This window comes from Bradyrhizobium sp. 521_C7_N1_3, assembly GCF_052075975.1.
Lineage (GTDB): Bacteria > Pseudomonadota > Alphaproteobacteria > Rhizobiales > Xanthobacteraceae > Bradyrhizobium > Bradyrhizobium japonicum.
In genome coordinates this window covers 4,110,242-4,137,058 of record NZ_CP197232.1, presented here as the reverse complement: position 1 = coordinate 4,137,058, position 26,817 = coordinate 4,110,242, and the positions used below count along the sequence as shown (strand labels likewise).

Here is a 26,817-nt window from a genome sequence, read left to right as displayed (position 1 = left end):
TGAGGCTGGGGATCGCAGCTTGAGGGGCGTGCCGGCGCGCGCAGCATAACGCGGTCTTGCGCCGTTTTTCCAGCCAAGCAGCTTTCATGCCGTCCGTCCCCATTCGGCATCCTGCAAAAGCCGCCAGTTGATCTTGTTGCTGGCGGTGCGCGGCAGCTGCTCGACGAAGACGACGGCGCGCGGCGCCTTGTAGCTGGCCATCGCGCCGCGGGCCCAACCGACGATGTCGTCCGCCGAAATCGTCGCGCGCGCGGCTTCATCGAGCACCACCAGCGCCTTGACGGTCTCGCCGCGGTAGTCGTCGGGGGCCGAGACGATGCAGCATTCCCGGATGGCGCGGTTCTGGTACATCGCGGCCTCCACCTCGGCCGGCCACACCTTGAAGCCGCTGACATTGATCATCCGCTTCAGGCGGTCGACCGCGAAGAAATAGCCATCGGCATCGCGATAGCCGAGATCACCGGTGCGCAGGAACCGCTTTCCCGAGAGCTCGATGAAGGACTCGGCGTCGGCCTGCGGCCTGTTCCAGTAGCCTTGCAGCACCTGTGGCCCGTGCACGACGATCTCGCCGACGACATTGTCGTCGAGCTCGATCAGGCTTTCGGGATCGACGACCCTCGCATCGGTTTCGTGCACGGCAATGCCGAGGCACTGGCGCTTCGGGGCCGCCATCGGATTGAGATGCGTCGGCGACATCGTCTCGGTCATGCCGTAGCCTTCGACGAAATCGAGGCCGAAGCGACCTTTGAGCCGTTCGGCCACCGCGGTCGGCATTGCCGCGCCACCTCCGGTCAGCACCTTGAGTTTTGCAAAGCACCGATCGCGGAACCGGACGCTTGCGAGCACGTCGACGATCATGGTCGGCGCGGCGTTCCAGAACGTCACGCCGTAGGTCTCGAACAGATCCGGCAGCAGATCCTTGTCCCAGCGCGCCATCAACAGCAGCGTGGCGCCCGTGACCACAGCGGCATTCATCGAGCCCTGCATGCCCGCGACGTGGAACAACGGCATGAAGCCGGTCATCACGTCGCTGCCGTCGAGCCCATACCAGCGTGCCTGCAGGACGGCCGTGAACAGTGCGCTGCGATGCGTATGCATGCAGGCCTTGGGCTCGCCTGTCGTCCCCGACGTGTAGGGCAGGATCATGAGATCGTCCGGCCCGGCGGTCATTGCGCCTGGCTGCACGCCTTGCGCGATCGCAGATGACCAGGTGTGCCGGCCAGGCGATGGCGGCACCTCCGACGGCGCTTCAGTCACGCAGGACGGCAACGTGTAGGGCGTCGCGTCAGGGATCTCGTCGCTATACTGCGCGACGATCGTATGCGTGATGGCTTCGCCCGCCAGCGGCGCAAATATGTCGTTGAGCTCGCTTCCGATGATCGCGACCTTGGCGCCGCTGTCGGCGGCGAGATAATCGATCTCAGCCGTCTTATTCATCGGATTGACCGGCACGATCACGGCGTCCGCCCGCATTACCGCGTAGTAGGCAATGACATATTGCGGCGAGTTTTGCAGCGCGATCATGATGCGGTCGCCGCGCTTGACGCCGCAAGCGCTCTGCAGGAAGCCGGCTAAGGCATCGACCCGCTCGCGTAGCTCGGCATAGCCCAGGCTCGCACCATAAAACACCGTCGCCGGATGCGATGGGCGATCCAGCGCGGCCCGAACAAGCGCGTCGTAAAGCGTCCCCTCCGGCATCGCGAGATGCCAGGGCTCATCCGCCGGCCAGGCCGGCGAGCGATGAGGTGTTGCGGGGTCTGCGCTCACCCGTGCTCCTCGTCTGCGATATCGAGGCCGTGGTCGAGCGCATCCAAAAGCAATTCGGCCTCATGCTCGGAGATGATCAGCGGCGGCGCCAGGAACAGCGAGGTCTGCTCGCCGCTGGTGCCGATCACGGCACCCGCCTCCAGTGCCCGCTCCGCCACCCGCGAGGCAATCGGCGCTTCCGTGGTGTCGGCATGCCAGGAGCGCCAATCCGGACCGTGCAGCTCCACCGTCCAGTGCAATCCCTGCCCCGCCACGCGCTGCACGCTCGGATGTTTTTGCGCGATCGCGAGCAGGCGGCGGGTGAACAGCTTTTCGAGCTTCTGGACGTGCTCCAGAATCTTGTCGTCGCTGACGACCTTCAGGTAAGCGCTGACGGCAGCCATGCTGATCGGGTGGCCGCGTAACGTGCCGTAATTCTGCCAGCTCGAGCCATTGAGCCGCTCGACGATGTCCTTCGACACCACGACCGCAGCGACCGCCGCCGCACCGCCGCCGAGCGATTTTCCGAGCGTCACGATATCGGGCCGGCTCTCCGCGCCCTGGAACGCGAACCAGCGCCCAGCGCGTCCCGCACCTGTGACGACCTCGTCGGCGATCCAGTACGAGCCGGCCTGCCGCGCGCAGCGTGCGACCTCGTCCTGATAGGCACCGTCGTAATAGATGCCGCCCTGGGTGTAGTCGATGATCGTCGCCGCGGTGTCGGAGAGCAGACGCGTAGCATCAGCCAGATATTCGTTGGGCGGGGTGTTGTTGGCCGGCGCGCCGTAGATGGCGCCATCCGGCGCCGGGAGAATCCGCACCGGTGCCATAGGCGCCGGCAGCTTTGTGCCGCCCGCGTGCACCGCGAGGCCGCCATGCCATTGCGGCTGCACCGTCATGGCACGGGAAAGGCCAGTGATGCCGTGATAGGCGCGCTCGCGCGTCGCCAGTGCCGAGCGCTGGGTCAGCGCCTGGCAGAGCGACAGCGCCATATCGTTGGCCTCGCTGCCGCTGATGCAGAAGCGCACTGCACCGACCCAGTCGTCTTCGCCCTTGAATGCGGTGGCCATCAGGTCGTCAGCGGCCTGCTCGCGGCCGACCCAGGTCCAGCCCTCGTTCACGACCGGCGTATCGGCCGCACGGCGGATCGCCTCCACCATCGCGGGATGGCGGTGGCCGAGGCCGCCGCCGGTGTTGCTGCCGTCGATCAGCTTGCGGCCGTCGGACAAGTGAAAATGGACGCCCTCGCCGCCGACGACGGCCATCGGCGCGCTGTCGCCCGCATTCAGCCCGGTTCGCAACAATCTGCTCATCGCAATCCCCTCACTCCGCGGCCGCGGCGCCGTAGCCGCCGCCACCGCACATCTCGATCGTGACGAGATCGTCTTGCTGCAACACCAGGTTCGATTTGCCGTCGATGGCAACATTCGCGCCATGCCTGACAAGCGAGATGCGGCAGGCCTTGCCGGATTCGCCGCCCTGCATGCCGAACGGCGCAATCACCATGCGCTCGATGCAGGTGGTCAGGTGCATCGAGGGTGCCAGGATGCGATAGGTGCGAACGGAGCCGTCACCGCCGCGATGGGCCCCCGCGCCGCCGGACTGCCGGCGAATGGCCTGCTGCTCCAGGCGGATCGCGTAATTCGCCTCGATCACCTCGACCGGCGTGTTCGACGTGTTGGACAGGTGCACGCGCGTCGCCGACATGCCGGCCCGATCATGCCGCGCGCCTTCGCCGCCGCCGTGAACCTCGTAGAGCATCTTCCACGAGCCGTTTTGCCGCGGCTCTGCGAAGAACAGCACGCCTGCGGTGGTCGCGCCACCGGCCGACAGTCGTTCGGGGATGGTGTCCTGCATCGCGCGAAAAATCGCATCGACGATGCGCATCGACGTCTCATGGTTGCCGGCGGCAACGGACGCCATCCAGCCCGGCTCCAGGATCGAGCCCGGGCGCGTGATGATGGTCAGAGGCCGGAGCGCACCCGCGTTCTGATGCATGTCGCGCCCGCTCATGATGCGTGCCGCATACGCGACCGCCGAGCGCGCCATGAACGGCGTCGTGTTGCAGAAATTGGAGACGCGATCGCAGCTTCCCGAGAGGTCGAACGTCGCCTCGTCGCCGCGAATAGTGATTTTCACATGGATGCGCGCCGGTGCATCGTTGACGCTGCCGTCGTCGAGATAGTCCTCGCCCTCGTAGACGCCGTCCGGCAGCGCACGAAGCGCCTCCCGCATCTCGATCTCCGAGAGATCGTGCAGGCGCGACTGCGTCGCCGTGAACACCGCCTTGCCGTGCTCGCGGCAGAGCTCGACGATGCGCTTCTCTCCGGCTTTCGTTGCCGCGATCTGCGCGAGCAGATCGCCCTCGCAGGACTCGGGGTCGCGAACGTTGGCCTTGAGCAGCTGCACGATCGGCGTATTGACGCCGGCTGACGTGGCGATCAGCACCGGCGGAATCCGCATCGCCTCCTGGAAGGTGTCGATGGCTTTTGCGAAATAGCTGCCGGGCCAGGTGCCACCGATATCGGGCCAATGCGCGAGGCTTACCGCGAACGCTACGATCTCGCCTTCGAAGAAGACCGGGCGCACCACCTTGACGTCGTTGAGGTGATTGCCGCCGAGCGCGCCGACATTGTAGATCACGACGTCGCCGTCGTTCAGGCTGTCGCGCGGCATCCCCTTCAGCAACTCGGGAATGGTGTAGGCCATCGCGCCGAGATGGATCGGGATGTCGCGGCCCTGCCCGACAAGGCCGCCGCGGCCATCCGTGATTGCGGACGACAGGTCGCCAGCCTCGCGCAGCAGCGGCGAGCGCGCCGAGCGCGTCATCACCAGGCTCATTTCCTCGGCCGCTGCCGAGAGCCCGTGCCTGATAACCTCGACGACGAACGGATCGAGCTTCATGCCGCCCTCCGCGTCAGGAACAGGTTGCCGGCGGCATCGGGTTTAGCTTGCCAGCCGGGCGGGACCACCACCGTTGACCATGCGTCTTCGATGATCGCGGGGCCGCTGACGACATCGGTCAATGTGGCGCGATCGATGATCGCGGTCGGGATATCGTGGAAGCCGTCGAATGAGCAGGCCCGCCTGCCTGACGACACCGCCCTCACCGCAGTCGCTGGCCGGCTCACCACCGTCGTCGACGGGCGCCGTGCCTGCACGCGCACGGATTCGATGACGCAAGGCTCGCTGGTCGCGTAGCCGAACAGCTCGTGATGCCGGGCCAAAAAGTCTGTCTTGAGCTTGGCCACATCCAGCGGCAAGGCAAACGGCACCGGAATAGCGTCGTTCTGCGCCGCGTAGCGCATCAAGGCCGCCAGCTCGACCTGGATCTCCGCCTGCGCAACCCCATTGGCGATCAGCGGCGCCGATGCATCCTCAATCAACGTTCCGATCCGTTCCGACACGCGCGCGAGATCGATGCCGTCGAGGGCGGCGCGTAGCGTCTGCTGCTGGAGGAAGCTGAAATCGGCTGTGAGACAGCCCAGCGCCGAGAACGCGCTCGAGGCGCTGGGCACGACGACCTCTGCAATCCCGTAGAGGTCGGCAAGGCCTGCGGCATGCATCGGGCCGCCGCCGCCGAAGGCAAGCAGCGTGCAGTCGCGTCCGTCGATGCCGCGCTCGACCGTGACACGGCGGAGCGCGCGGGCCATCGTGGCATTCGCGACCTTGATGATGCCGAGTGCGGTTTCGGTCAGGCTCAGCCCCAAGGCGTGCGCGATCGGGGCGATGACGCGTTCCGCGGCCTTGATGTCGATGCCAATCCGGTCGCCAAGCTTGGTCTCGGCATTGAGATAGCCGAGCACGGCATTGGCGTCTGTGATGGTTGGCTCGGTGCCGCCGCGGCCATAGCAGGCCGGTCCCGGCTCGGATCCGGCGCTCTCCGGGCCGACCGTCAGGCCGCCGGGACCGTTTCGCACGATCGATCCGCCGCCGGCCCCGATGGAATGGACCGCAAGCATCGGCTGGCGCAGCGGCTTGTCGCCGAGCATGCGGCCGTCGGTCATCTCGGCCTGACCGTCGACGATCAGGCAGACGTCCGTCGTGGTGCCGCCCATGTCGAAGGTGAGCATACGCGATGTGCCGAGCTGGCGCGCGATGCTGACCGATGCGGAGACGCCGGCCGCCGGCCCCGACATCGCCATCACCAACGGCCGCCGCTTCACGGCCGAGATCGGGACCATGGCTCCGGCCGAATGAAACACCTGCAAGCCGGCGCCGATCGGCAGCCGCTGCTCCAGCTCGCTGAGATATTCGACGGCGATCGGCATCGCGGCCGCGTTGAACACGGTCGCCGACGTCCGTTCGTATTCGCGCGCCTCGGGATTGACCTCGTGCGACAGCGAGACGTGGGCGACGACGCCCTTGAGGCGCTCGCCGAGCATCTTTTCGTGGACGGGATTGGCATAGGCGTGGAGCAGCGCCACGGCGACGCTCTGCACGCCCGTCTGCTTCAGCCAGGCCACAAGGCGCTCGATCTCGGCCTCATCCAGCGCCTTCAGCACCCGGCCCTCGTGATCGAGGCGCTCGGCGAGCCCAAAGCATCGTTCGGGCGGCACCAGCGGCGGCGATTTCGGCGGAATGTCGAGACGATAGAGATCGCGGCGGCGATAGCGCGCAATCTCCAGCACATCGGCAAAACCTTCGGTCGCGACCAGCGCGACCTTCGGCAGCCGGTTCTCGACGATGGCATTGGTGACGCGCGTGGTGCCGTGCACGAAGCGCTTGACCTCGCTCTTGCGCAGGCCCACCGCCTCGATCGCCTCCAGCATCGCCTGAACCGGTGCGCCGGGGCGCGACGGCACCTTTGCGATCCGCGCCTCCGCGGAGTCGCGTCGGATGGCAATGATGTCGGTGAAGGTGCCGCCGATATCGGTGCCGACTTCCCAGTGATTTTCGGAGGAGCTCATGTGCAGTCAGCTACGCGTGACGCCCGAACCGGACGCCGGTTCCTTGCCGTTCATCGCCACGTCCAATGCCAAACCGAGAGCGCCCATCATGCATCCCTTGTCATGCCACCGACAGAGAGCGTGCGACAGAGCGACTGGTTCGGGATAGGTCCAGAATTGTCGGAAACCGCTAGACCAGCACGCGACCGCCGCCGCACGCCGCGCCAGGCGCTGCACGTTTTGGTGCAGAGGTGCCCGCGCGGAGTGCAGACGAACGCGAACTGTTCCAGGCGGGAAACGTGCAGCGCACCACGGATTTCTCCGAGCAAATCGTCACGCCCGCTGCACTGCAATCGGAGCGCTTGAAATCGTCTGTCTAATTTGCAGGCGATTGGACGGCAGTGCGGGATAATCAGATGCCTACGAGCTATGCATAGCGGTCGGCTCAGCCTCTCTTTATTGTACGAACAGTAAGAGAGGGTTTCGCCGGCTCGGATGGCGCATTGCGAGAGCCGCTGCCGATGCAAGCCGCGATTCTCGCAAGCAGCGGTGCGGCGTCCTCGACGTGCAGACGCCCGTAGCCGAACACCAGGCCCTGCCGCGTCGGCTGCTCCAGAAAGTTTTGCGAGAGCGGCTGGACGTGGATGCCGGCCTGCTTCAGGACCGCGGCCGCCTCTCGGTCGCTCATCCGTACCTGCATCGCGTCGGTGAACAGCGCCACCAGATGCAATCCGGTGACGGCGGAGGATACGGTGAGATCGTCAGGCATCAGCGCTGCGATGGCATCGATCAGCGCTTTCCGGCGTGCGGCGTAGATCCGCCGCATCCCGCGCAGATGCCGCAGCAGGTGCCCTTCCCGCATGAACTCGGCCAGCGCGAGCTGACCGATGCCCGAGGTGTGCACATCGATGCGCGCGCGGCCCTTGGAAAAGCCTTCGATGAAGTGCCTGTTGGCGACGATGTAGCCAAGCCGCAAATTCGGCATCATGATCTTCGAGAAGGTGCCGAAATAGATCACGCGCCCCTCGCGATCGAGCGAGCGCAGCGAGGCGATCATGCTGTCCTGGTGCCTGAACTCCGAATTGTAATCGTCCTCGATCACCCAGACGTCGTTCTTGTTGGCCCAGTCGAGCAGCTCGAGCCGCCGCTCCAGGTGCATGCTGACGCCGAGCGGATATTGATGCGACGGCGTGACCACGATCAGCTTCGCGCCCGGCGCGCGCCGGATCCCTACCGAGACGACAAGCCCCTTGTCATCGACTGGAATGGGAACGAGCTTCGCGCCGGCGGCCGTCAGCGCCCAGCGGGCCTCGACGAAGCCGGGCTCCTCGACCCAGACCTCGTCGCCGGGATCGAGGATCATGCGGCTGCAGAAATCAAGCGCGCCCGATGTGCCTGAGGTGACGACGACCTCTTCCGACGAACAGACGAGCCCGCGCACCGAGCCGAGGAAGTTCGCGATCTCGCTCCGCAAGCGCGGATGGCCCTCCGAGGGAAGATCGAGACACTCCTGCTCTCTTGGATTTTGCCAGGTCTGGCGCAGCAGGCGCGACCATTCCTTGAATGGGAAGGTCGAGACGTCGGGTGCGCCGGGCGCGAACACAGACGGCCAATTGGTCTCGTATTCCAAACCAAGCAGCGAGCGCCAGCGCTCCGACATGTGGGCGGGCTTGGCCGCAGGCGGTATCGCGGACTTTGGCTCGGCATGTGGGGTCGCCACTGACGCCACCATGACGCTGCCGCGCGGCATCGATGCAAGATAGCCCTCGGCGTAGAGCAGATCCCAGGCGGTCAACACCACCGTGCGCGAACAGCCTAGTTCGCGCGCGACCTCGCGCGAGCCGAGAAACTGCGTTCCGGCCGGAAAGACGCCACGCAAAATGCCGTCGCGGATGTGCGCCGCGATCTGCAGATGCAGCGGCACCGCCGAATTCCGGTCGATATGCATCCCGGCAAGGGACACGCGCTTGCTCGGGTGACGGCTGTTGTCCATGTCTCGCCCGTCAGGCAAGGAATTGTAGCCCGCATGGAGCGAAGCGAATGCAGGGACACCGTCCCGGATTGCGCTTCGCTCCATCCGGGCTACACGGCCCCACATACAAGTGCGTGGGGTGAGTCAGCGCAAGCCTAACCCACCCCACGAAATCTCGCTTACGCGCTCGCCTGCGTCACGAACTTCGTGTTCAGGTAACCCTCGATCGCCTCGAGGCCGCCCTCGGAGCCGTAACCGGAATCCTTGATACCGCCGAACGGCACTTCCGGCAGCGCGAGGCCATGGTGGTTGATCGACACCATGCCGCTCTCGATGTCGGAGCCGATCGCCTGCATCGTCTTGGTCGAGGTGGTGTAGGCATAGGCCGCAAGGCCGTAAGGCAGGCGGTTCGCCTCGGCCACCACCTCGTCATAGCTGCGGAAGGAGGTGATCGGCGCAAGCGGGCCGAACGGCTCCTCGTTCATGATGCGGGCATCGCGCGGCACGTCGGTGATGACGGTCGGCTCGAAGAAGAAGCCTTCGTTGCCGATGCGCTTGCCGCCGGCCTGCACCTTGGCCCCGCGCTGGACAGCGTCGGAGACCAGACCTTCCATGGCATCGACCCGGCGCGGGTTCGCCAGCGGGCCCATGCGGGTGTCCTTGTCGAGGCCGTTGCCGACCTTGAGGCTCTTGGCGGCCGCGACGAACTTGTCGACGAAGGGTTGGTAGACGCTCTCATGCACCAGGAAGCGCGTCGGCGAGACGCAGATCTGGCCGGCATTGCGGAACTTGTTGGCCGAGAGGATCTTGGCGGCGTTGTCGAGGTCGGCATCCGCGAACACGATCGCCGGCGCGTGGCCGCCGAGCTCCATGGTGACGCGCTTCATGTGCAGGCCCGCGAGTGCGGCCAGATGCTTGCCGACCGCGGTCGAGCCCGTAAAACTGATCTTGCGGATGATCGGGTGCGGAATGAGATATTCGGACACTTCCGACGGTACGCCGAACACCAGCTGGACGACGCCAGCCGGAATGCCCGCGTCCGCATAGGCGCGCACCAGCTCCATGCAGCTTGCCGGGGTTTCTTCCGGGCCCTTGACGATGATCGAGCAGCCGGCGGCGAGTGCGGCCGAGATCTTGCGGACCGCCTGGTTGATCGGGAAATTCCAGGGCGTGAACGCGGCGACCGGGCCGACCGGCTCCTTGGTCACGAGTTGGGAGACGTTGCCCATCCGCGGCGGCACGATGCGGCCATAGGCGCGGCGGGCTTCTTCCGAGAACCAGTCGATGAGGTCGCCGGCCAGCATGGTCTCGCCCTGCGCTTCCACGACCGGCTTGCCTTGCTCCATGGTCATTACGGGCGCGATCTCGGCGGCGCGCGAGCGGATGATGTCGGCGGCCTTGCGCATCAGCTTGTAGCGGTCGAACGGCGAGGTCTTGCGCCAGATCTCGAAGCCGACCTTGGCGGCCTCCAGCGCGCGGTCAAGGTCCTGGCGCGAGGCGTGCGGGGTCTTGCCGATCGGCTGGCCGGTGGCGGGGTTGAGGATGTCCTCCGACTTGCCGGAGGTGCCGTCGGTCCACTCGCCGGCGATGAACATCTGAACTTTCGGGTACATCCCTGGTGTCTCCTGCATGATTTCGGCGGCGATCAGCATTGGCGCCCGGCCGCCTCATAAGTGGGCGCAGAGCTACACCGAAAGGCGGCCGGCGAAAAGGGATCAATGATGCCGCAGCGGCGCGAGGATGGTATGCGCAACAGACGACATGGCGTCGTCACGATGCGATTATTTTTTCCGTCACACCAGGCTCGACTTGCCGCGGCTGAGCACCTCGCCCGCGCCCTTGTTGCCGACGATCCTGCCCTGCTCGTACACCACGCGGCCCCGCGCGATGGTGGTGACAGGCCAGCCGGTGACGTCAAAGCCTTCCCACGGCGTATAGTCCGCGCCGTGGTGCAGGTCGGCTTGCCGGATCGGCTTCTTCAATTTGGGATCCCATAGGACGACGTCGGCATCGAAGCCGACTCCGATCGAGCCCTTGCGCGGATAGAGACCGTAGATCCGCGCATGATTGGTCGCAGTCAGCTCGACGAATTTCTGCAAGCTGATCCGCCCCTTCGAGACGCCTTCGGAAAACAGGATCGGCAACCGGGTCTCGACGCCGGGGATGCCGTTCGGCACCCAGCGGAACGAGGTCCGGGAATTCGGCGTCAGCTTGCCCTTGGGATCGTCGTAGCGGAACGGGCAGTGATCGGACGAGAAGGTCTGGAACACACCCGTGGTGATGCCTTCCCAAATCGCCTGCTGGCTTTCGGCATCGCGTGGCGGCGGCGAGCAGACATACTTTGCGCCTGACATGTCCATGTTCAGGCCTTTCATGTCGTCGGCCGTCAGTGTGATGTATTGCGGACAGGTCTCGGCATGCACCGGCAGTCCGCGTTGCTGGGCCCAGCGCACCTGCTCCATCGCCTCGCGCCCGGAGACGTGTACGATCATGATGGGAACGCCGATCACCTCGGCATGGCTGATGGCGCGGTGCGTCGCCTCGCGCTCGACGGCCTGCGGCCGCGAGGTGCCGTGATAATAAGGCGCGATATGGCCCTCGCGTTCGAGCTTGGCGGTGAGGAAACGGATCGCGTCGTAACCCTCACAATGGACCATGACCAGCGCCTCCTCGCGGCGCGCGACATCGAACACCTCCAGCAGCTGCTTGTCGCTGAGCACGAGGTCGTCATAGGTCATGAACACCTTGAACGAGGTGTAGCCGTCCTTGACCAGAGCCGGCAGCTCCTGCCCGAGCACGACCGCGGTCGGGTCGGAGATGATGAGGTGGAAGGCGGTGTCGATGTAGCACTCGCCCTCGGCGAGCTTGCGGTAGTTCTCGACGCAGGTGCGCAGCGACGTGCCCTTCTCCTGGAGCGCGAAGGGCAGCACCATGGTGTTGCCGCCGGCCGCCGCCGCGCGCGTTGCCGAAGCAAAATCGTCGGCCATCACCACGTCGGGGCCAGAGGCCTGGGAGATGTGGACGTGGCTGTCGATCCCGCCGGGCAGCGCCAGCAGCCCCGTCGCGTCGATCTCGCGCGCCGCGCCTTCAATGCGGTCGGCGATGCTGACGATGCGTCCGTCGCGAATGCCGATATCGGCGCGAAACTCGTCGCTGGCCGTCACGATGGTGCCGCCGCGAATGGCGAGATCGAGCTGCGTCACGGGCGTCTCCGTCACTTGATGATCGCTGATGTCTGGAAGATCCGGCCCCACGCCGCAAGGGCCGCGATGTCGCCACCGGCGAGTTCGAGCGTCCGCCACAGCGTGACCGCGACCGAGTCCAGCACGGCGATGCCCAACTCCCGTTCGAGCGAGGCGGCCAGCGCGGCGCCGTCGAGATTGGTGCAGAGAATGACGACGGCATCGGCGCCGTCCGCCGCGACCGCGCGGATCATGTCGGCGATCGTCGCGGGCGTGACCTCACCGAAGGAAAAGTTATCGCGCAGGCCGAGATGCCGCTCGGCGTGAGGGGCGATCCCCTCCTCGGCCCAGACATCGCCGATACGCCGTTGCACGTCGTCCATATAGGGTGAGACCAGGCCGACACGTCCGGCGCCGAGCACGCGGACGGCGTCGATGCAGGCGAGCGTGGAGGTCGTCGCCGGGATTCCAGTCCGCGCCGCGATCGCTTCGCACAGGCTCCGGTCGCGGCCGATACCGAGCCAGCTCGCCGACGTACCGTCCAGGCAATGGCATCAACCCTGGCGTCCGCCAGCAGATCCGCCGCCGGCAGCATCACCGAGGCATCGAACTGGCTCAGCGCCGCGGTATCGAGCGCGATCTCGGTAACGCGGAAGCGCGAGAAATGAGCGGTGACGCCGGCCACGCCATGCAGCATGGAACTGATGACGGGCTCCAGCACCGAGTTGGACGATGGGGTCATCATGCCGAGGCGCTTGCGCTGAATTGACATCGATCACGATCGCCCCATTGAGAGAGCGCACCGCTGCGCCCCCTCGGATGATCATCCGCGCCTGCCATCGCCCGCGCAACCCGCAATTTGCATGGCGCATATGATTTGTTCGATACGCAGCTCAAGCCGCGAAGGTCGACCGCAAGCGCCGCCAGCCGATGACGATGCCGGTGACGGAAAATGCCAGCCCGAGCAAGCAGAGCCCGACGACCAGGATATCGCGCAGACGCGGATGCGCCATGAGAACGGGAAAATCGAGCGTGTGAAGCGCACTGTAGAACCAGCGATAGGCCCGCCGCGAGGCATCCAGTCTTTGCAGCACGCGGCCGTCGGCACCGTCGATGTCGAACCAGAGGTCGCCGCATCGGGAGCGATAGACGGGCGCTCCGGGGACGGCGGAATGCGCGGGATAGTCGTCATTGTCGGCTAGAACGAACGGAACGCCACAGCCCGGCGCAAGGCGCGTCGTCAGGTCATGGACATCCCTCTCGCCGAGGAATGCCACCTGCCGGCTGCGGATCGCCTCCCCCGTTTTGGTTAAGGCTTGACTGTCAAGGCCGGTCCGGTCGCGCCGGTAGACAACACCATTGACGGCGAACCATTCGACTTCGCGAGCCGACGGCTGACCGACCGGAGGGGCCGTCGTCCAGTCCGGAGCGGCATACACCACGCCTGCTTCGGTCGGGGTCAGATCACCGCGCGAGAACAGCCGGCCGTGATCCATCGAGAGCCAGCCACTGAAGCTCCAGGTCAGCACGAAAACGGTCGCGACGAGACCAATGATGTGATGCAGTGCGTGCCAGCCGCGATAAGGCGACGAAACCCCGCGCCTTCGAATCCTGATCCTGATAATTCCGAGCACCGCGCCGAGCGTCGCGGCGATAAAAGCCACCAGCGACAATGTCGAGACCACCTGATCCCAAAGGGACCAGTTGCTCCTCAGGACCGTCGGATAGATCCAGTGCAGGACGCTGCCGGCCAAATTCCATCCGCGCTCGCTGCGGGTCGTATCCAGCACGACTTCGCCGGTGCGCGAGGAGACATAGACCTCGGTTCCGGCCGCATCGCCAAGAGCGACACGCAACAGAGGCCGGTGTCGATCAAAGCCGTTCGGCACGCTCCATTGATCATAGTCCGCGCCCGCAATCATCGCCGCCCGCGCGGCATCGAGCCCGCGTTGCCGGGCATGATCCCGCGCGATACCGACCGCGACGTCGGCGGACGTCACTGATGCATCCCGTCCGGCGGAGGCATGGACCGCGCGCACGCGCGACGGGCTCGACACGACATAGACCGGCCCGTCGCTCCGCTGGATCAGGCGAACGCGCGTGGCGTCCGCGATCCCGCTCGCGGCGACGGCATCCGCGACCGCAATCCTCACCTCTCCGCCAGCCACCGGCGCGAGCCCCGAAAAACGTTCCGCTTCCGTCAATGACGGAAACGGAACGAAGTGCATCACGATTCCGGTCGCGAACCACATCGCGAACAGCAGGCAGAACGCGATCCCGAGCCAGCGATGCAGCAGGACGATCGCGTTCATCATGTGGTCAGCGCCCTACCATTTGAAAGCGGCGGAGATCTCATAGGTGCGCGGCGCGCCCAGCAGGATCTGGTCTGGATAGAACGGATCGCCCCAGATCGCGTAGCGCTTGTCGGTAATATTGCGCACGCGGAAGCCCAGGCGGGCCTGATCAACTGCGTTGAACACCGTCTTGGGGATGTCGACGAAGGCATAGACGTCGGCGACGGTATACGCCTTCATCGTCACGACGTTGGCGTCGGTGTTGTAGCGGTCCCCGACATAACGGCCGGTGATGCCGAGTTCCACCGGCCAGGGCGTGAAGAACCGGTACGACGCACCGGCATTGGCCACGACGCGCGGCACGTTCGGCGGCGTGTTGCCGGAGAACGATCCGCCGACAAAGTTGTAGTCGGCGTAACGCGCATCGACATAGGCGATGTTGCCCCAAAGACGCAGGGGATCGATCGGGCGCACCGCGGCGGCAAGCTCGACACCTTTCGATTCCTGCCGTCCCGCAATGTTGAGCGTCTGGCCGCCGGCTGCCGCATAGACGTTTTTGCGCACGATGTCATAGGCCGAGAACGACCACTCCGCCCGGTTGTCCCAGAACAGATGCTTGACGCCGGTCTCGTATGTGCGCGCGGTGGTCAGGTCCAGGTTCTGGGTCGGAGCAAGCAGGAAGATGTTGTTGGCCGAGATGTCGGCGCCGGTGGCGTACTGGCTGAAGAAGGTTAAGCCGGGGACGGCGTCCCACGTGTAGCCGATACGGCCGGTGACGGGCGCCCAGTCCTTCGTGAACGGGAAATTCGCGTTCACCAGACCGTTCTGGTCAGTCGAGTTACGGTCAAGCCCGATATGCTCGACGCGCAGGCCGCCAATCAACGCGAAGGTCCGCGTGAGCTTCAGCCGGTCCTCGAACGACAGCGCCTCGTTATTGATGCGCGCGGTCTGCTGCTTGGTCGTGAGATCGCCGTAAAAGCCGCGATCAGGATCGACCAGCGAGACAAAATCGTTCGGGAAGTTCGCCGCGCCCGGCCTCACAAAGTCGAGGTAACTCGACGAGAACGTCGTTGCCATGCGGTTGTCGAAGCCTGCGATATTGGCATCCCAGATGAGGTCCGTGATGTTGCCGACGAGGCGCTGGCTGTGCGCGACATAGAAGCGCTCGCGATACACCTGGTTCTTGACGGAGTCGAACGCCTCGATCTCGTTGTTGAACCACGTGCGCTCTGCGCCGTAACCATAGGCCTGACTCTTCAGCGTCAGGTCAGGCGCCAGCTTCAGCTCGAAGCCACCGCGCAGCCACACCTCCTGCGCGACGTTGCGGTTATCGAGGACGTTGTAATTGGTGTTGAAGGTGCGGTCGTCGATCGTGACGGCGCCAAGGTCGGTCCTGTTGAAGTAGTTGCCCGAAACAATGCCGCTCGTCGCATGCGAGCCGCTGAAGGCGATCGGTACCAGCGGTGCGCCCCAATAGGCCTTCGAGCGATCTTCCCGGTACTCGATCGCGCCCCAGATCTTGAGGCTGTCGGAGATGCGGTAATTGAGTTGGCCAGACACATCCAGCGTCCTGGTATTGGTGTCGTCGGCAAAGCCGTTGAGCGAGGCGCGGCTGATGTCGAAGCGGTAGTCGAGGCCCTGCACATTGGTGCTGCCGCCCGAGCCGTAATGGACGCCGAACGAGTTGAGCGAATCCCAGGAGAAATCCGCCTCGTTCCGGATCGCCCCGGTGTGCGGCTGCTTGGTGACGAGGTTGATCGACCCGCCGGCCGCCCCCTCACCCGAGATCAGCGAGGCCGGGCCCTTCAGAAATTCCACGGCTGCGAGATTGGCCGTATCCGTGATCCGCGAGGTCATGTTCTGCGGACCGATCTTGATGCCGTTGTAGAGCATGTTGATCTGGCTGTTGGTGAAGCCACGCATGGAGAAGGCCGCGGGCTCGGCCGGATTGTCGCCGGAGGTGACGCCGACAGCGCCCTGCGCTACCTCGGACACGGTGCGATAACCCTGCTCGCGCATGGTCTCGGCCGAGATCACCTCGACGGTCGCGGGTATCTGCCGTACGGTCAGGCCGAGCCGCGAGGCGCTTTCAGCCACAACATTCGTATTGAGGGGTGTCTGCACTCCCGCGCTCGCCGCGGCGGGCTTTGGCGCTGCTGTCGCCGCGGCCGCGGATCTGCGCGATGACGCGCGGCGAGCGGTTTGCCCTTCCCGGCCTGCTGGCCTCGCCTGCTTGCGGGATTGGGCGGGCGACACCTCGACAGGCGGCAGCGGTTCGCGAGCCTGCTGCGCCACGGCGGCAGGCAGATCGAGAGTGGCAAAGGATGTGAGTGCGGCGGAGGCGAGCAGGAAGCAACGCGGTCGTACAAGACGAATGGAAGACACAGTTCGGGACCTCGGTATGACGTCAGTGGCACGTCACAGCGAACAAGGTCCCACCTTCGGCCTTTCAGCCTTCCGATGAAGCCGAATGTCTGTACTCCCCGACCGACATCTTCGCGTGTGACCACGGCTGACGGCAGGTCTCCTGGCTCGCGGGTCAGTACCTTGCATCGCCTTCCCGGGACCGAGATACCCAGTGGCTCGTGACGCAAGATTCGCCGCTTACAGTTGCGGGGGCAGCCGCGGCATTGGGGACAAAACCCCCGCACCGCATTCCCTTTTCATCCCCACTCGGGGAAACCGTCAAAGCCATCTAGGATTACCGACAAGACAGAGTCAATGTGCCGGTGCGACGATATTACCACAGCGACCAACTTCCTTGGAGATAGGCATGGAAGGCGAGACCTTCCTCTGGCTGATACGGCATGCGCCCGTCGACGGCGTCAAGGGGACGATCCACGCAGCCGACGCGCCCGCCGATCTCGGCAATCGCGTGCAACTGGAGGCGTTGCAGCGGAGGCTCCCGCCAGATGCTGCGAGCTTTGCGAGCCCGGCGCGACGCACGGTCGAGACGGCGCGCGCGCTGGGACTTGAACCCGCGCTGGTGCCCGAATTCGGCGAGCAGGATTTCGGCGACTGGACCGGCCGGCGGCATGACGAGCTCGCCGCGACCGGCGGCGAAGCCTATGCGCAGTTCTGGAGCGATCCGGCGCACGGGCGGCCGCCGGGCGGCGAAAGTTTCGAGGATCAGGTCGCGCGCGTCCGGCTGGGCCTCGCGCAAATCGGCGCCGGCTCGGCAACGCTCGTCGTGCATTCCGGCACGATCCGCGCCGCGCTCTGCATTGCGCTGGATCTGACCCCACAAACGGCCCTGCGCTTCGTGGTCGATCCGTTGTCACTGACCCGGATCGACCGGCTCGCCACGGGCTGGCGCGTCGTCGCGGTCAATCAGCGCGCGGCTTGAGCCGGGTCAGGCCGGGCGATCCGGCACGTTGGCCTGCGCGAAGGTCGCCATGCCGTTGTGAAGGCTGCACGCGAGCCGCACCAGCGGCAGCGCGATGGCCGCACCCGATCCTTCGCCAAGCCTGAGATCGAGGCTGATCAACGGCTGCACGTTCAGCGCACGCAGCACCAGCCGATGCCCCTGCTCCGCCGATTGATGCGACGGCAGCAGGAATGGCTGGCACGACGGGTTCAGCCGCACCGCGGCCAGCGCGGCCACCGATACGATGAAGCCATCGATCAACACGGGAATGCGGGCTTGCGCAGCCGCAATGATGGCGCCGCAGATCGCCGCGATTTCGAGGCCGCCGACGCCGCACAGGATCTTTTCCGGCGAAGCGCCCGCAACGCCATGCCGCGCGATCGCAGCGTCGATCACGCCCGCCTTGTGCGCGCGGCCGGCCGCGTCGACGCCGGTACCGCTGCCCGCGATCTCCTCGGCACTGATGCCAAGCAGGCTCGCCGCAATCGCCGCCGACGTCGTGGTATTGCCGATGCCCATCTCGCCGAAGATCAGGAGATCGGGCCTGCCTGCGTCTGCGCGCGCGACTGCGCGCTGACCGCATTCGAAGGCGAATGCCAGCTCCGCGGGGGTGAGCGCGGCTTCCACGCTGAAGTCGCGCGTGCCCTGGCGCGGCTTGTCGGTGACGATTCCTGCCATCGCCTCCTGCGCCAGCGTGCCGGCGTCCACGACCTCAAGGTTTGAGCCAAGCTCACGCGCCAGCACCGAGATCGCGGCACCGCCCGAGGCAAAATTCGCCATCATCGCGATGGTCACTCCTTGCGGATAGGCCGACACGCCCTGCGCGACGATGCCGTGATCACCGGCGAAGACGATGATCGGCACCCGCGCAGCGCGCGGCTGCTCGGTCGCCTGCAGGCCCGCGAGCTCGACCGCAAGCTGCTCCAGCCGGCCGAGCGCGCCGGCCGGTTTTGTGAGTTGCGCCTGACGCGCGAGCGCCGCGTCGCGATGGACGGCGGAGACATCGGGGCATTTCCGGGTGACCCAATCGGGGAGCATGCTGCCTCGCTTACGGCCTGCGCTTGAGAATGTAGCTGTCCATGATCCAGCCATGCCGTTCGCGCGCATCCTGTCGCGCAGCGACGATGTGCGGGCCGATCTCGGCCAGAGCGCCCGACATCACGATCTGATCGGGCATGCCGAGATAGGCGCCCCACCAGATGTGCAGTCCCGCCGGATCGAGCGACTGGAATGCCGTGCCGCCGTCGAGCATCACCACCACGGTGTCGACGCCCTGCGGCCAGCCGCCTTCGCGCAAGCGGCGCCCCGTCGTAACCAGGAAGGGCTCGCCGATGTCGTTGAGCGGCAGCGCATGCGCCGCGCACAACGCCTGGATCGAGGTGATGCCGGGCACGACCTCGATATCAGGCAAGGGATCGAGCCGGCGCGCAATGCGCAGCGAGGAATCATACAGTGAGGGATCGCCCCAGATCAGCAGCGCGACCTTGCCGTCATCACCGAGCTGGCTCGCGATCGTCTGCGACCAGGCCGCGGCCACGGCGTCGTGCCAATCGTCCACGCCCTTGTGATAGTCCGCTTCACCGGCATCGCGCACGGGAAGGTCGAACTCGGCAATGCGCGTCGTTTGATTGGTGAGCACATCCGCGCAGATCGTCCGCCTGAGATCTGCGAGATCGGACTTCGCCGTCCCCTTGCGCGGGATCAGGATGAGATCGGCCGCGTTGATGGCTTGAACGGCGGCGCGTGTGAGCTGCTCCGGATCGCCGCAACCGATGCCTATCAGGGAGAGCGTGAGCATCGCGCGTGCAGGGGCGGCCGTGACGGCCGCCCCCTTTGTCTCTTAAGCCGCGTTGTGCAGGCGCGGCGTGACGAGGCCGGGCGCGGTGACGCCGCGCAGCGATTTCGCCAGCGCCAGCACGGCGAGATCGGCCAGCGGCTCGATCACGATGACGAGTGCGTAGGAGGCCGCGAAGGTCGCGATATTGACGAGGTTGGTCGCACCGAAGCCCGAGCCATAGAGCGCCCAGAACGCGACCCAGGCGATGACCCCGGCCTGATACGTGGTCGACAGCGCCAGCGCCTGGCGATAGCTGAGATCGACATAGGCGGTGTTGCGGGCAATGATCCGCGTGGCGATCGCCTGGATCGCGAACAGCGGCACCAGCAGCGTGGTGACGTTCATGCCGTATTGCGGCAGGTCGGGTGGCTCGAAGAACACGCCCTGGAACAGCAGGCCGAACGCGAGGCCGAAGGCCGCAGGCGCTGCCCCAAACAGCAGGAACAAGGTCGAGCCGAGGATGAAGTGCACCTCGGAGACGCCGACCGGGAAATGCGGCAGGATCTCGAAGAAGACGAACACGAGGCCCGTGGTGGCGAGCGTCCGCGCCGCGAACGACGTGATGCCCTGCTCGCGCACGGTCTCGACCGCGAGCTTCAGCGCAACGCCGCCGACGGCGATGCCGGTTGCGTAACTCAACACGAGCTTGGCGCCCGATACGACTCCGGGTTCGATATGCATGGTTCAGTTCCTTCCTGCCGTCACACCCGACGGCCTTGGCCACAAAACATGCACGGCCGGTCTCCTGGCTCGCGGTTCACTGGGGTTCTCCGGCCTTCCCGGGCCTCGCGGCCCAGTGGCTGATCGGAGCCCCTCACCGCTTACAGTCGCGGGGGCGGCTGGGGTTTTGGGCGGCGCAACTGTCCGCCCACCCCCATTCCCGATTATGCTCCGGCGGTTTGCGCCGCCTCGAGCACCATGCGTCTCCTGTGTGCCCCTTTCGCCAGCCGGGCGTCAAGGGGCGAAGGGCGGCCGGGACGGTCATGACGGATAATCGCCCGCCAGCGCGCCGAACAGGATCACGGCGGCCGTCGAGGCAGCGCCGCCCCGCGCAAGCTGTTCGGCCAGCTCGGCAATGGTGGTGCGGACCAGCCGCTCGTCGGGACGGCCGAGGGATTCGGCGAACAGGGCCGGAGTGCTCGGGGTGAGGCCGTGCTCGATCAATTTTGCGACAAGCGCCGGAAAGGTGCGCCGGCCCATATAGACCACGGTGGTCGCTTCGGGATCCGCCAGCGCCGCCCAGTTCAAATTCTGCGGCAGGTCGCCGGTCACATCGGCCCCGGTCACGAACTGCACCCGGCGCGAGGTGTGGCGCCGGGTCAGGGGAATGCCGGCTTGCGCGGCGGCGACACAGGCCGAGGTGATTCCGGGAATGATCTCGTAGCCGATGCCGGCTTCGCGCAGCGCCTCCAGCTCCTCCTCGAGCCGGCCAAAGATGCCGGCATCGCCCGATTTCAGCCGCACCACGCGGACGCCGGCCGCGGCATAGTCGACCAGCAGGCGGTTGACGTGGTGCTGCTTGGTGGAGGGCCGCCCTGCCCGCTTCCCGACCGCGACGAGATTGGCGCCGGGCCGGGCCAGATCGAGGATCGCGCCCGAGGCGAGGTCGTCGTAGAGCACGACATCGGCATCGCGCAGCCGCGCGGCGCCCTTGACCGTGAGGAGCTCGGGGTCGCCAGGGCCTGCCGAGATGAAGGTGACAAAACCGCTCACCGGTCCTCCGCGATCAGATGGAAGAACGTGCCGGTGGCTTGTCCCCGGCGCGAGCCCGTCTCGGCGATGACCGCGCCTGTTGCATCGTGCACGACCGCGAGCGGCGTATCCGGCTGCGCGACAATCGTCGAATAGTGGAACTCGTGGCCGCGCAGGCGCGCGCCGACCTGATGCCCCGGCATCGGCGCGGCGAGCGCAGCGAGACGATAGCCGAGATGCATGCGGCGCTTGGCAAAGCTCGTCTCCAGCCCGAGCAGGCCCGTCATCTCATGACGGATGCCGTCGGCATCGGTCAGAGCGGTTCCCAGCACCATATAGCCTCCGCATTCGCCGTGCACCGGCCGTGTGTCCGCGAAGGCGCGCAAGCCGCCGCGAAAGCGGGCGTTGGCCGCGATCTTCCCCGCGTGCAGCTCGGGATAGCCGCCGGGCAGCCAGCAGACATCGGCGCTCGCGTCAGGCGCTTCATCGGCAAGCGGCGAGAAGATCGAGATCTCGGCGCCGGCCGCGCGCCAGGCTTCCAGCATGTGCGGATAGATGAAGGAGAACGCGGCATCGCGGGCCAACGCAATGCGCTGCCCGGGCGGCGTCACATTCATGCCGTTTGCCGCCGGTTGCGGCGACCAGCTTGCTGCCGATCCCAGCACCGCATCGAGATCGACGTGTTCGGCGACGAAGCGCGCGGCCTCGTCGATCAGCTTGCCGATCTCGGCCTGCTCCTCGGCCTGCACGAGGCCGAGATGCCGCTTCGGCAGGCTGATCTCGGCATGGCGCGGCAGCGCGCCGAACACGGCGATGCCGGCGTCGTTGAGTGCACGCCGCACGAGATCTTCATGACGTTGGCTGGCGACGCGGTTGAGCACGACGCCGGCGAGGCGCACGCCGGCGCGATAGTCGCGAAGGCCTGCGGCGATCGCCGCCGCGGTCTGGGCCTGTCCGGAGGGATCGATCACCAGCAGCACCGGCCAGCCCAGCATCTCCGCAATGTCGGCGGTGGCGCCGGTGCCTGAGACGCCGCGCGCGGCGACGCCGTCGAACAGGCCCATCGAGCCCTCCGCGAGCACGACATCGGCATCAGTGCCGCGACCGACAAGATGCGCAATCGTCCCGCGATCCATCGCCCAGCTATCGACGTTGACGGAAGCGCGCCCCGTCGCAGCGGCATGGAAAGCGGGATCGATATAGTCGGGCCCGCTCTTGAAACACTGCACGTTCAGTCCGCGATTGCGCCAGGCGCGCGCCAGCGCCAGCGTCAGCGTGGTCTTGCCGACGCCGGAGGCCGGCGCGGAGATGACGAGCCCTGCCGGCATCACGATGCCTCCGGAAAGCGCGGATCGGCGCCGACCGGCCGATAGCGGCGGTCGTAGTCGACGGCATAGAGGCGGCTCTCGTCGAAATCCGCCGCGCCAAGGGTCTTGCCGACCAGGATCAGCGCGGTGCGCTCCATCTCGGTGCCGACGGCGGCATCGAGTGTCGCCAGGGTGGCGCGGACGATGCGCTGGTCCGGCCAGCTCGCGCGCCAGACGATCGCAACCGGGCAATCCGCGCCGTAATGCGGCGTCAGCTCGGCGACGACCTTGTCGAGCAGATGGATCGACAGATGGATCGCGAGCACCGCACCGGTGGCGGCAAACGCCGCGAGCTTTTCGCCCTCAGGCATCGCGCTGGCGCGGCCCGGCGTGCGCGTCAGCACGACTGACTGGGCGAGACCGGGGAGCGTCAGCTCAGTCTCGAGTGCAGCTGCTGCAGCCGAAAACGACGGAACACCTGGCGTGACCGTGTAGGGAATACCGAGCGCGCGCAGCCGGCGAAGCTGCTCGCCCATCGCCGACCAGATCGCGAGATCGCCGGAATGCAAGCGGGCAACATCCTTGCCGGCGGCATGCGCGGCGGCGATCTCCGCGACGATCTCGTCGAGCGATAGTGGCGCGGTGTTGACGATGCGCGCGCCGGGCGGGCAATGCGCCAGCACGCCCTCGGGCACCAGCGAGCCCGCATAGAGGCAGACCGGACAGGCTGCGATCAGGTCGCGTCCGCGCAACGTCAGCAAATCCGGAGCGCCCGGTCCTGCACCGATGAAGTGCACCGTCATGGGCCGTCTCCTTCCGCGATCGCGGCGGTCGCGGTGCGATCCCGCGAAACCGCCCGCGTCGCAATCAATCGCGCGCGAGGGCCAGCGGCAACGAGCGCCGCGGCTTCGGCGACCGAGCCCGTGCCGAACTTTTCCGCGACGAGCTCCGATTGCGTCGGCGTCTCGATGCCGGCCAGCATGTCCGCCGGAACCGGCTTGATCGGTACGCCGCATTCACGCGCGAGCTGCTTCAGCGGCTCCGCATCGGCCTTGTCGCTGACAGTCGCGACCGCTGCGAGGCCTTCGAAACCACCGGCCGCCAGCAGCGCCTCGCGCAGCGAAGCCAGCGTGACATCCTTCTTGAATCCGAGTCCGGCGACTTTCATCGAACCGCACTCCATTGCACCACGGGCCGCGACGCTTCCCAGGACCGGTAGCGGCCGAGCGGCGCAGCATGGGCAATCTCGATCCGCATCAATTCGCCGCCGTGGCGCTGGTGCAGTTCGCCAAGCAGCGCTTCCGTCTCCAGCGTCACTGCATGCGCGACGAGCCGCGCACCCGGCGCGAGCCGTGACCAGATGGCATCGAACATCGCGATATCGAGACCGCCACCGATGAAGACCGCGACCGGCGCTTCCAGCGCAGCAAAAGCTTCCGGCGCGCTCCCCGTGATGACGGTGATCCGATGCGCCAATCCGAACGCTGCAGCATTGCTGCGGATATTCGCGGCACGATCCTCGCGCGCCTCGATGGCGGTCGCCGTCCCGCCGCACAGCGCCCATTCCACTGAGATCGAGCCAGAACCCGCGCCGATATCCCACAGCCGCTCGCCGGGACGCGGCGCCAGCGCCGAGAGCGCCAGCGCGCGCACCGGCCGCTTGGTGATCTGGCCGTCGTGAGCAAAGAGATCGTCTGACAGGCCGGAGCTGCGGGGAATGCCTTGCCCGCCCCTCGCCTCGACCGCGACTGCGACCAGGTTCTCGGCGAGACCGCCCGCAAAGCTGTCGGCATGATGCTCAGCGATGCTTTCGCGCGACCCGCCGAGCGCGGCGAGAGTCCAGAACGCCGAGGCCCCCCATCCGCGCTCGCTCAGCCATTTGGCGAGCTCACCGGCCGCCTTGCCGTCACGCACAAGGCAAATGATGCGCGCACCTCGCACCAGATGCGGCACGAGACGCTCGAACGGCGCGGCGTGAAGACCAAGACAGGCAATGGCTTCGAGGCGCCAGCCGAGCCGAGCGGCGGCAAGCGAGAAGGTCGATGGCGCCGAATGCGCGATCCACTCGTTGGCGTCGAGCTTCTCGGCGAGACTTGCACCCGCGCCGTACCAGAACGGATCGCCGGAGGCGAGCACCACCGTGGGCCGGCCGCGGCAGCTCAGCACGATGCCTGCATCGAACGGCACCGGCCACGGGCGACCGCGCCCCCCCACATCAGCAAGCGCGAGATGACGCTCGCCACCAAAAACAGTTTCTGCCTTGGCAAGCGCCTTTCGGCTTGCCTCGGACAGCCCGGCGAGGCCATCTTCGCCGATACCGATGATGGTCAGCCAGGGATCAGCCATGACGCGCGCCCTCATTCTGGGCGGAACCGCCGATGCGAGCTTGCTCGCCGCGGAAATCGCACGCGCGCGCATCGACGCCGTGTATTCCTATGGCGGCCGAACCCGCACGCCCGCCGATCAGCCGCTGCCGACCCGCATCGGTGGCTTCGGCGGCGTGAGCGGGCTTGCCGACTATATTCGCCGTGAGCGCATCACGCATGTGATCGACGCGACGCATCCCTTCGCTGCCGAGATGAGCCGCCACGCGATCGAAGCGTGCGCGCAAACGGGCACGCCGCTGATCGCGCTCGAGCGCGCGCCTTGGACGAAGGCGCCCGGCGACATCTGGATCGAAGTCGCCGACGTCACCGCCGCGGCCGCCGCGCTGCCCGAGACGCCGGCAAACGTGTTCCTCGCCATCGGCCGCCAGCACATCGCGCCGTTCGCGGCGAAGCCGCAGCACGTCTACACGCTGCGGTTCGTCGACCCGCCCGAAGCGCCGCTGCCCTTCGCTGCGGACGTGATCGTGTCGCGCGGGCCGTTCACGTTCGACGGCGAACTCGCAATGATGCGCGCGCGCAGCATCGCCTGGATCGTCGCCCGCAATTCCGGCGGCGACGGCGCGCGCGCCAAGATCGACGCGGCCCGGATGCTCGGCCTGCCCGTGATCATGATCGCGCGGCCAAAACTGCCCGAACGGCTGCGGGTTGAGAGCGTGGCCGAGATCATGCAGTGGCTCGGTCATCGCGCCTGCCTCGGGGCATAGACCCAGCGACCGACACGGCGCGTCTGCGAATTACCGACGATCACCAGCGTGCGCATGTCGGCCATCTCAGGCCGCGCGTCGTTCAGCGCGACAGTTTCGATCTTTTCATCTACAGCACTCACCGCGCGCGCAAAAATCACGAGACGCTCGCCGCAGCCGGCGTGCTTCAACACCGTAAGCGCGCGGCCAAAACCCTCCGGCCGGCTTGCCGAGCGCGGATTGTACATCGCAATGGCAAAATCGGCTTCCGCAGCGAGCCGCAGGCGCTTCTCGATCACCGCCCACGGCTTGAGATTGTCGGAGAGATTGATCGCGCAGAAGTCATGGCCGAGCGGCGCACCGGCGCGCGCGGCCGCCGCCAGCATCGCGGTGATGCCGGGCAAAACGCGAATGGGAAGCTCGCGCCATTGCGGCGCCTGTTCGAGCGCCTCGAACACGGCCGACGCCATCGCGAAGACGCCGGGATCGCCGGAGGAGACGACGACGACCTGCCCGCCTTCGGCTGCGAGCCGCAGGGCCTCGCCCGCGCGCTGCAGCTCTTCGCGATTGTCGGAGGGATGCAAGGTGAGCCCTGCCCGCGGCGGCACGCGCGCAACATAGGGCGCATAGCCCAGAATGTCGGTAGCGGCGGCAAGGGCGGCGGAGACCTCGGGCGTCACCAGCGCATCGCTGCCCGGCCCGAGGCCCGCGATGGTCAGCGTGCCCGTCATTCGGCGGTGTCCAGATGCCGGCCCTTGCCGTGCACGAGCACGATCGCGAAGTAAGGACAGTCGGCGGCATCGATCTCGGCGAGCCGCACCACGCGCTCGCCCGGCATGGTGCCGCGCTCGACCAGCCAGGCATCGTCCAGCCGGCCGGTGGCGGCGAGCGCGCGGCGCACCTTTGCGAGATTGCGGCCGGTCTTCATGATGACCAACGCATCGGAATCGCGCATGCGCCGTTCGAGCTCGTCTTCGGGAAGCGTGCCCATCAGCACCGTCGTCACGTCGTCGCCAAGCGCGATCGGCCGGCCGACGCCGTTCCAGCAGCCGACCATGCCGGGAATGCCCGCGATCACCTCGATCTCGACGCGGCCTTGCAGGCGCGTGTGCAGATGCATGAAGGAGCCGTAAAAGTAAGGATCGCCCTCGCAGAGCACGACGACATCGACCGCACGCGAAAGCCGCGCCAGCCGTTCCGCCCATTCGTCGTAGAAGCCGGCAAGCAGCTGCACATATTCCGGGCTGTCGAAGGCGAGCTCCGTCGTAACAGGATATTCCATTGCGTATTCGGTGACGTCGGAGGCCAGCATGCCTTCGACGATCCGCCGCGCCTGGCCGGGCCGGCCCTTCTTGCGGAAATAGGCGACATGCTTCGCAGCCCGCACCGTCCGGTCGGCACGCACGCTCATCATATCAGGATCGCCGGGGCCGAGACCGCAGCAGATGATGCGTCCCATGG

Annotated in this window: 21 protein-coding genes, 1 pseudogene and 2 riboswitches; of the genes and pseudogenes, 2 read left to right on the top strand and 20 right to left on the bottom strand. The window is 66.5% G+C overall.

What is annotated here, in order from left to right:
- Positions 1 to 84: 84 nt before the first annotated feature.
- The 10 genes and pseudogenes from AB7008_RS18940 to AB7008_RS18895 form a co-directional block, all read right to left on the bottom strand.
- Positions 85 to 1,767 (bottom strand): long-chain-fatty-acid--CoA ligase, encoded by a 1,683-nt coding sequence (locus AB7008_RS18940; RefSeq protein ID WP_441259275.1) that lies wholly within the window; start codon positions 1,765 to 1,767, stop codon positions 85 to 87.
- Positions 1,764 to 3,059, bottom strand: coding sequence for an aminotransferase class III-fold pyridoxal phosphate-dependent enzyme (locus tag AB7008_RS18935; RefSeq protein WP_441259274.1), 1,296 nt, complete (start codon positions 3,057 to 3,059; stop codon positions 1,764 to 1,766). The genes AB7008_RS18940 and AB7008_RS18935 overlap by 4 nt, the downstream gene beginning before the upstream one ends.
- Before the next feature lie 10 nt (positions 3,060 to 3,069).
- Entirely contained in the window at positions 3,070 to 4,650 is a 1,581-nt protein-coding gene (locus AB7008_RS18930; protein WP_441259273.1) for a hydantoinase B/oxoprolinase family protein, read from the bottom strand.
- Positions 4,647 to 6,656 carry a hydantoinase/oxoprolinase family protein gene (locus tag AB7008_RS18925; RefSeq protein ID WP_441259272.1) on the bottom strand — a complete coding sequence of 670 codons (2,010 nt, stop codon included), beginning with the start codon at positions 6,654 to 6,656 and terminating at the stop codon, positions 4,647 to 4,649. Before AB7008_RS18925 ends, AB7008_RS18930 begins: the two co-directional genes overlap by 4 nt.
- Before the next feature lie 424 nt (positions 6,657 to 7,080).
- Positions 7,081 to 8,628 carry a MocR-like pyridoxine biosynthesis transcription factor PdxR gene (gene pdxR / locus AB7008_RS18920; protein WP_441259271.1) on the bottom strand — a complete coding sequence of 516 codons (1,548 nt, stop codon included), beginning with the start codon at positions 8,626 to 8,628 and terminating at the stop codon, positions 7,081 to 7,083.
- Between the two features lie 158 nt (positions 8,629 to 8,786).
- Positions 8,787 to 10,220, bottom strand: coding sequence for an NAD-dependent succinate-semialdehyde dehydrogenase (locus tag AB7008_RS18915; protein ID WP_441259270.1), 1,434 nt, complete (start codon positions 10,218 to 10,220; stop codon positions 8,787 to 8,789).
- Positions 10,221 to 10,400: 180 nt separating this feature from the next.
- Complete coding sequence (hydA, locus tag AB7008_RS18910; protein ID WP_304493588.1) at positions 10,401 to 11,810, bottom strand: dihydropyrimidinase; 1,410 nt, start codon at positions 11,808 to 11,810, stop codon at positions 10,401 to 10,403.
- 11 nt (positions 11,811 to 11,821) lie between these two features.
- Positions 11,822 to 12,561, bottom strand: a pseudogene (locus tag AB7008_RS18905) (maleate cis-trans isomerase family protein).
- A 121-nt stretch (positions 12,562 to 12,682) separates the two neighbouring features.
- Positions 12,683 to 14,104, bottom strand: a complete 1,422-nt coding sequence (locus AB7008_RS18900; protein WP_304493586.1) for a PepSY domain-containing protein — start codon at positions 14,102 to 14,104, stop codon at positions 12,683 to 12,685.
- A gap of 12 nt (positions 14,105 to 14,116) precedes the next feature.
- Positions 14,117 to 16,468, bottom strand: a complete 2,352-nt coding sequence (locus AB7008_RS18895) for a TonB-dependent receptor (RefSeq protein ID WP_304493585.1) — start codon at positions 16,466 to 16,468, stop codon at positions 14,117 to 14,119.
- A 115-nt stretch (positions 16,469 to 16,583) separates the two neighbouring features.
- Positions 16,584 to 16,785, bottom strand: a riboswitch (cobalamin riboswitch).
- A 71-nt stretch (positions 16,786 to 16,856) separates the two neighbouring features.
- On the opposite strand from AB7008_RS18895, the gene AB7008_RS18890 reads away from it, so the two are divergent.
- Positions 16,857 to 17,429 carry a histidine phosphatase family protein gene (locus tag AB7008_RS18890; RefSeq protein WP_304493584.1) on the top strand — a complete coding sequence of 191 codons (573 nt, stop codon included), beginning with the start codon at positions 16,857 to 16,859 and terminating at the stop codon, positions 17,427 to 17,429.
- Positions 17,430 to 17,435: 6 nt separating this feature from the next.
- Here AB7008_RS18890 and cobT read toward each other — a convergent pair whose 3' ends face one another.
- The 8 genes from cobT to cbiE all read right to left on the bottom strand — a co-directional run bounded on the left by cobT (position 17,436) and on the right by cbiE (position 24,632).
- A complete protein-coding gene (gene cobT / locus AB7008_RS18885) occupies positions 17,436 to 18,488 on the bottom strand; it encodes a nicotinate-nucleotide--dimethylbenzimidazole phosphoribosyltransferase (protein WP_304493583.1) in 1,053 nt (350 codons plus the stop codon).
- Between the two features lie 10 nt (positions 18,489 to 18,498).
- Entirely contained in the window at positions 18,499 to 19,248 is a 750-nt protein-coding gene (gene cobF / locus AB7008_RS18880) for a precorrin-6A synthase (deacetylating) (protein ID WP_304493582.1), read from the bottom strand.
- A 42-nt stretch (positions 19,249 to 19,290) separates the two neighbouring features.
- A complete protein-coding gene (locus tag AB7008_RS18875; RefSeq protein WP_014496535.1) occupies positions 19,291 to 19,968 on the bottom strand; it encodes an energy-coupling factor ABC transporter permease in 678 nt (225 codons plus the stop codon).
- A 37-nt stretch (positions 19,969 to 20,005) separates the two neighbouring features.
- A riboswitch (cobalamin riboswitch) is annotated at positions 20,006 to 20,223 on the bottom strand.
- Positions 20,224 to 20,268: 45 nt separating this feature from the next.
- Positions 20,269 to 21,000, bottom strand: coding sequence for a uroporphyrinogen-III C-methyltransferase (cobA, locus tag AB7008_RS18870; protein WP_304493581.1), 732 nt, complete (start codon positions 20,998 to 21,000; stop codon positions 20,269 to 20,271).
- Complete coding sequence (locus tag AB7008_RS18865) at positions 20,997 to 22,307, bottom strand: cobyrinate a,c-diamide synthase (protein WP_304493580.1); 1,311 nt, start codon at positions 22,305 to 22,307, stop codon at positions 20,997 to 20,999. The genes cobA and AB7008_RS18865 overlap by 4 nt, the downstream gene beginning before the upstream one ends.
- Positions 22,307 to 23,089 carry a precorrin-4 C(11)-methyltransferase gene (gene cobM, locus AB7008_RS18860; RefSeq protein WP_304493579.1) on the bottom strand — a complete coding sequence of 261 codons (783 nt, stop codon included), beginning with the start codon at positions 23,087 to 23,089 and terminating at the stop codon, positions 22,307 to 22,309. Before cobM ends, AB7008_RS18865 begins: the two co-directional genes overlap by 1 nt.
- Complete coding sequence (locus tag AB7008_RS18855; RefSeq protein ID WP_304493578.1) at positions 23,086 to 23,454, bottom strand: cobalamin biosynthesis protein; 369 nt, start codon at positions 23,452 to 23,454, stop codon at positions 23,086 to 23,088. Before AB7008_RS18855 ends, cobM begins: the two co-directional genes overlap by 4 nt.
- A complete protein-coding gene (gene cbiE, locus AB7008_RS18850) occupies positions 23,451 to 24,632 on the bottom strand; it encodes a precorrin-6y C5,15-methyltransferase (decarboxylating) subunit CbiE (RefSeq protein WP_441259269.1) in 1,182 nt (393 codons plus the stop codon). Before cbiE ends, AB7008_RS18855 begins: the two co-directional genes overlap by 4 nt.
- Between cbiE and AB7008_RS18845 the strand changes: the two genes are divergently transcribed.
- Positions 24,631 to 25,377, top strand: a complete 747-nt coding sequence (locus AB7008_RS18845) for a cobalt-precorrin-6A reductase (protein WP_441259268.1) — start codon at positions 24,631 to 24,633, stop codon at positions 25,375 to 25,377. The genes cbiE and AB7008_RS18845 overlap by 2 nt on opposite strands.
- Here the strand turns inward: AB7008_RS18845 and cobJ are convergent.
- Together cobJ and AB7008_RS18835 are read right to left on the bottom strand one after the other, a co-directional pair.
- Positions 25,353 to 26,087 carry a precorrin-3B C(17)-methyltransferase gene (gene cobJ / locus AB7008_RS18840; protein ID WP_441259267.1) on the bottom strand — a complete coding sequence of 245 codons (735 nt, stop codon included), beginning with the start codon at positions 26,085 to 26,087 and terminating at the stop codon, positions 25,353 to 25,355. The genes AB7008_RS18845 and cobJ overlap by 25 nt on opposite strands.
- Complete coding sequence (locus tag AB7008_RS18835) at positions 26,084 to 26,815, bottom strand: precorrin-2 C(20)-methyltransferase (protein WP_441259266.1); 732 nt, start codon at positions 26,813 to 26,815, stop codon at positions 26,084 to 26,086. The genes cobJ and AB7008_RS18835 overlap by 4 nt, the downstream gene beginning before the upstream one ends.
- Between the last annotated feature and the right edge of the window lie 2 nt (positions 26,816 to 26,817).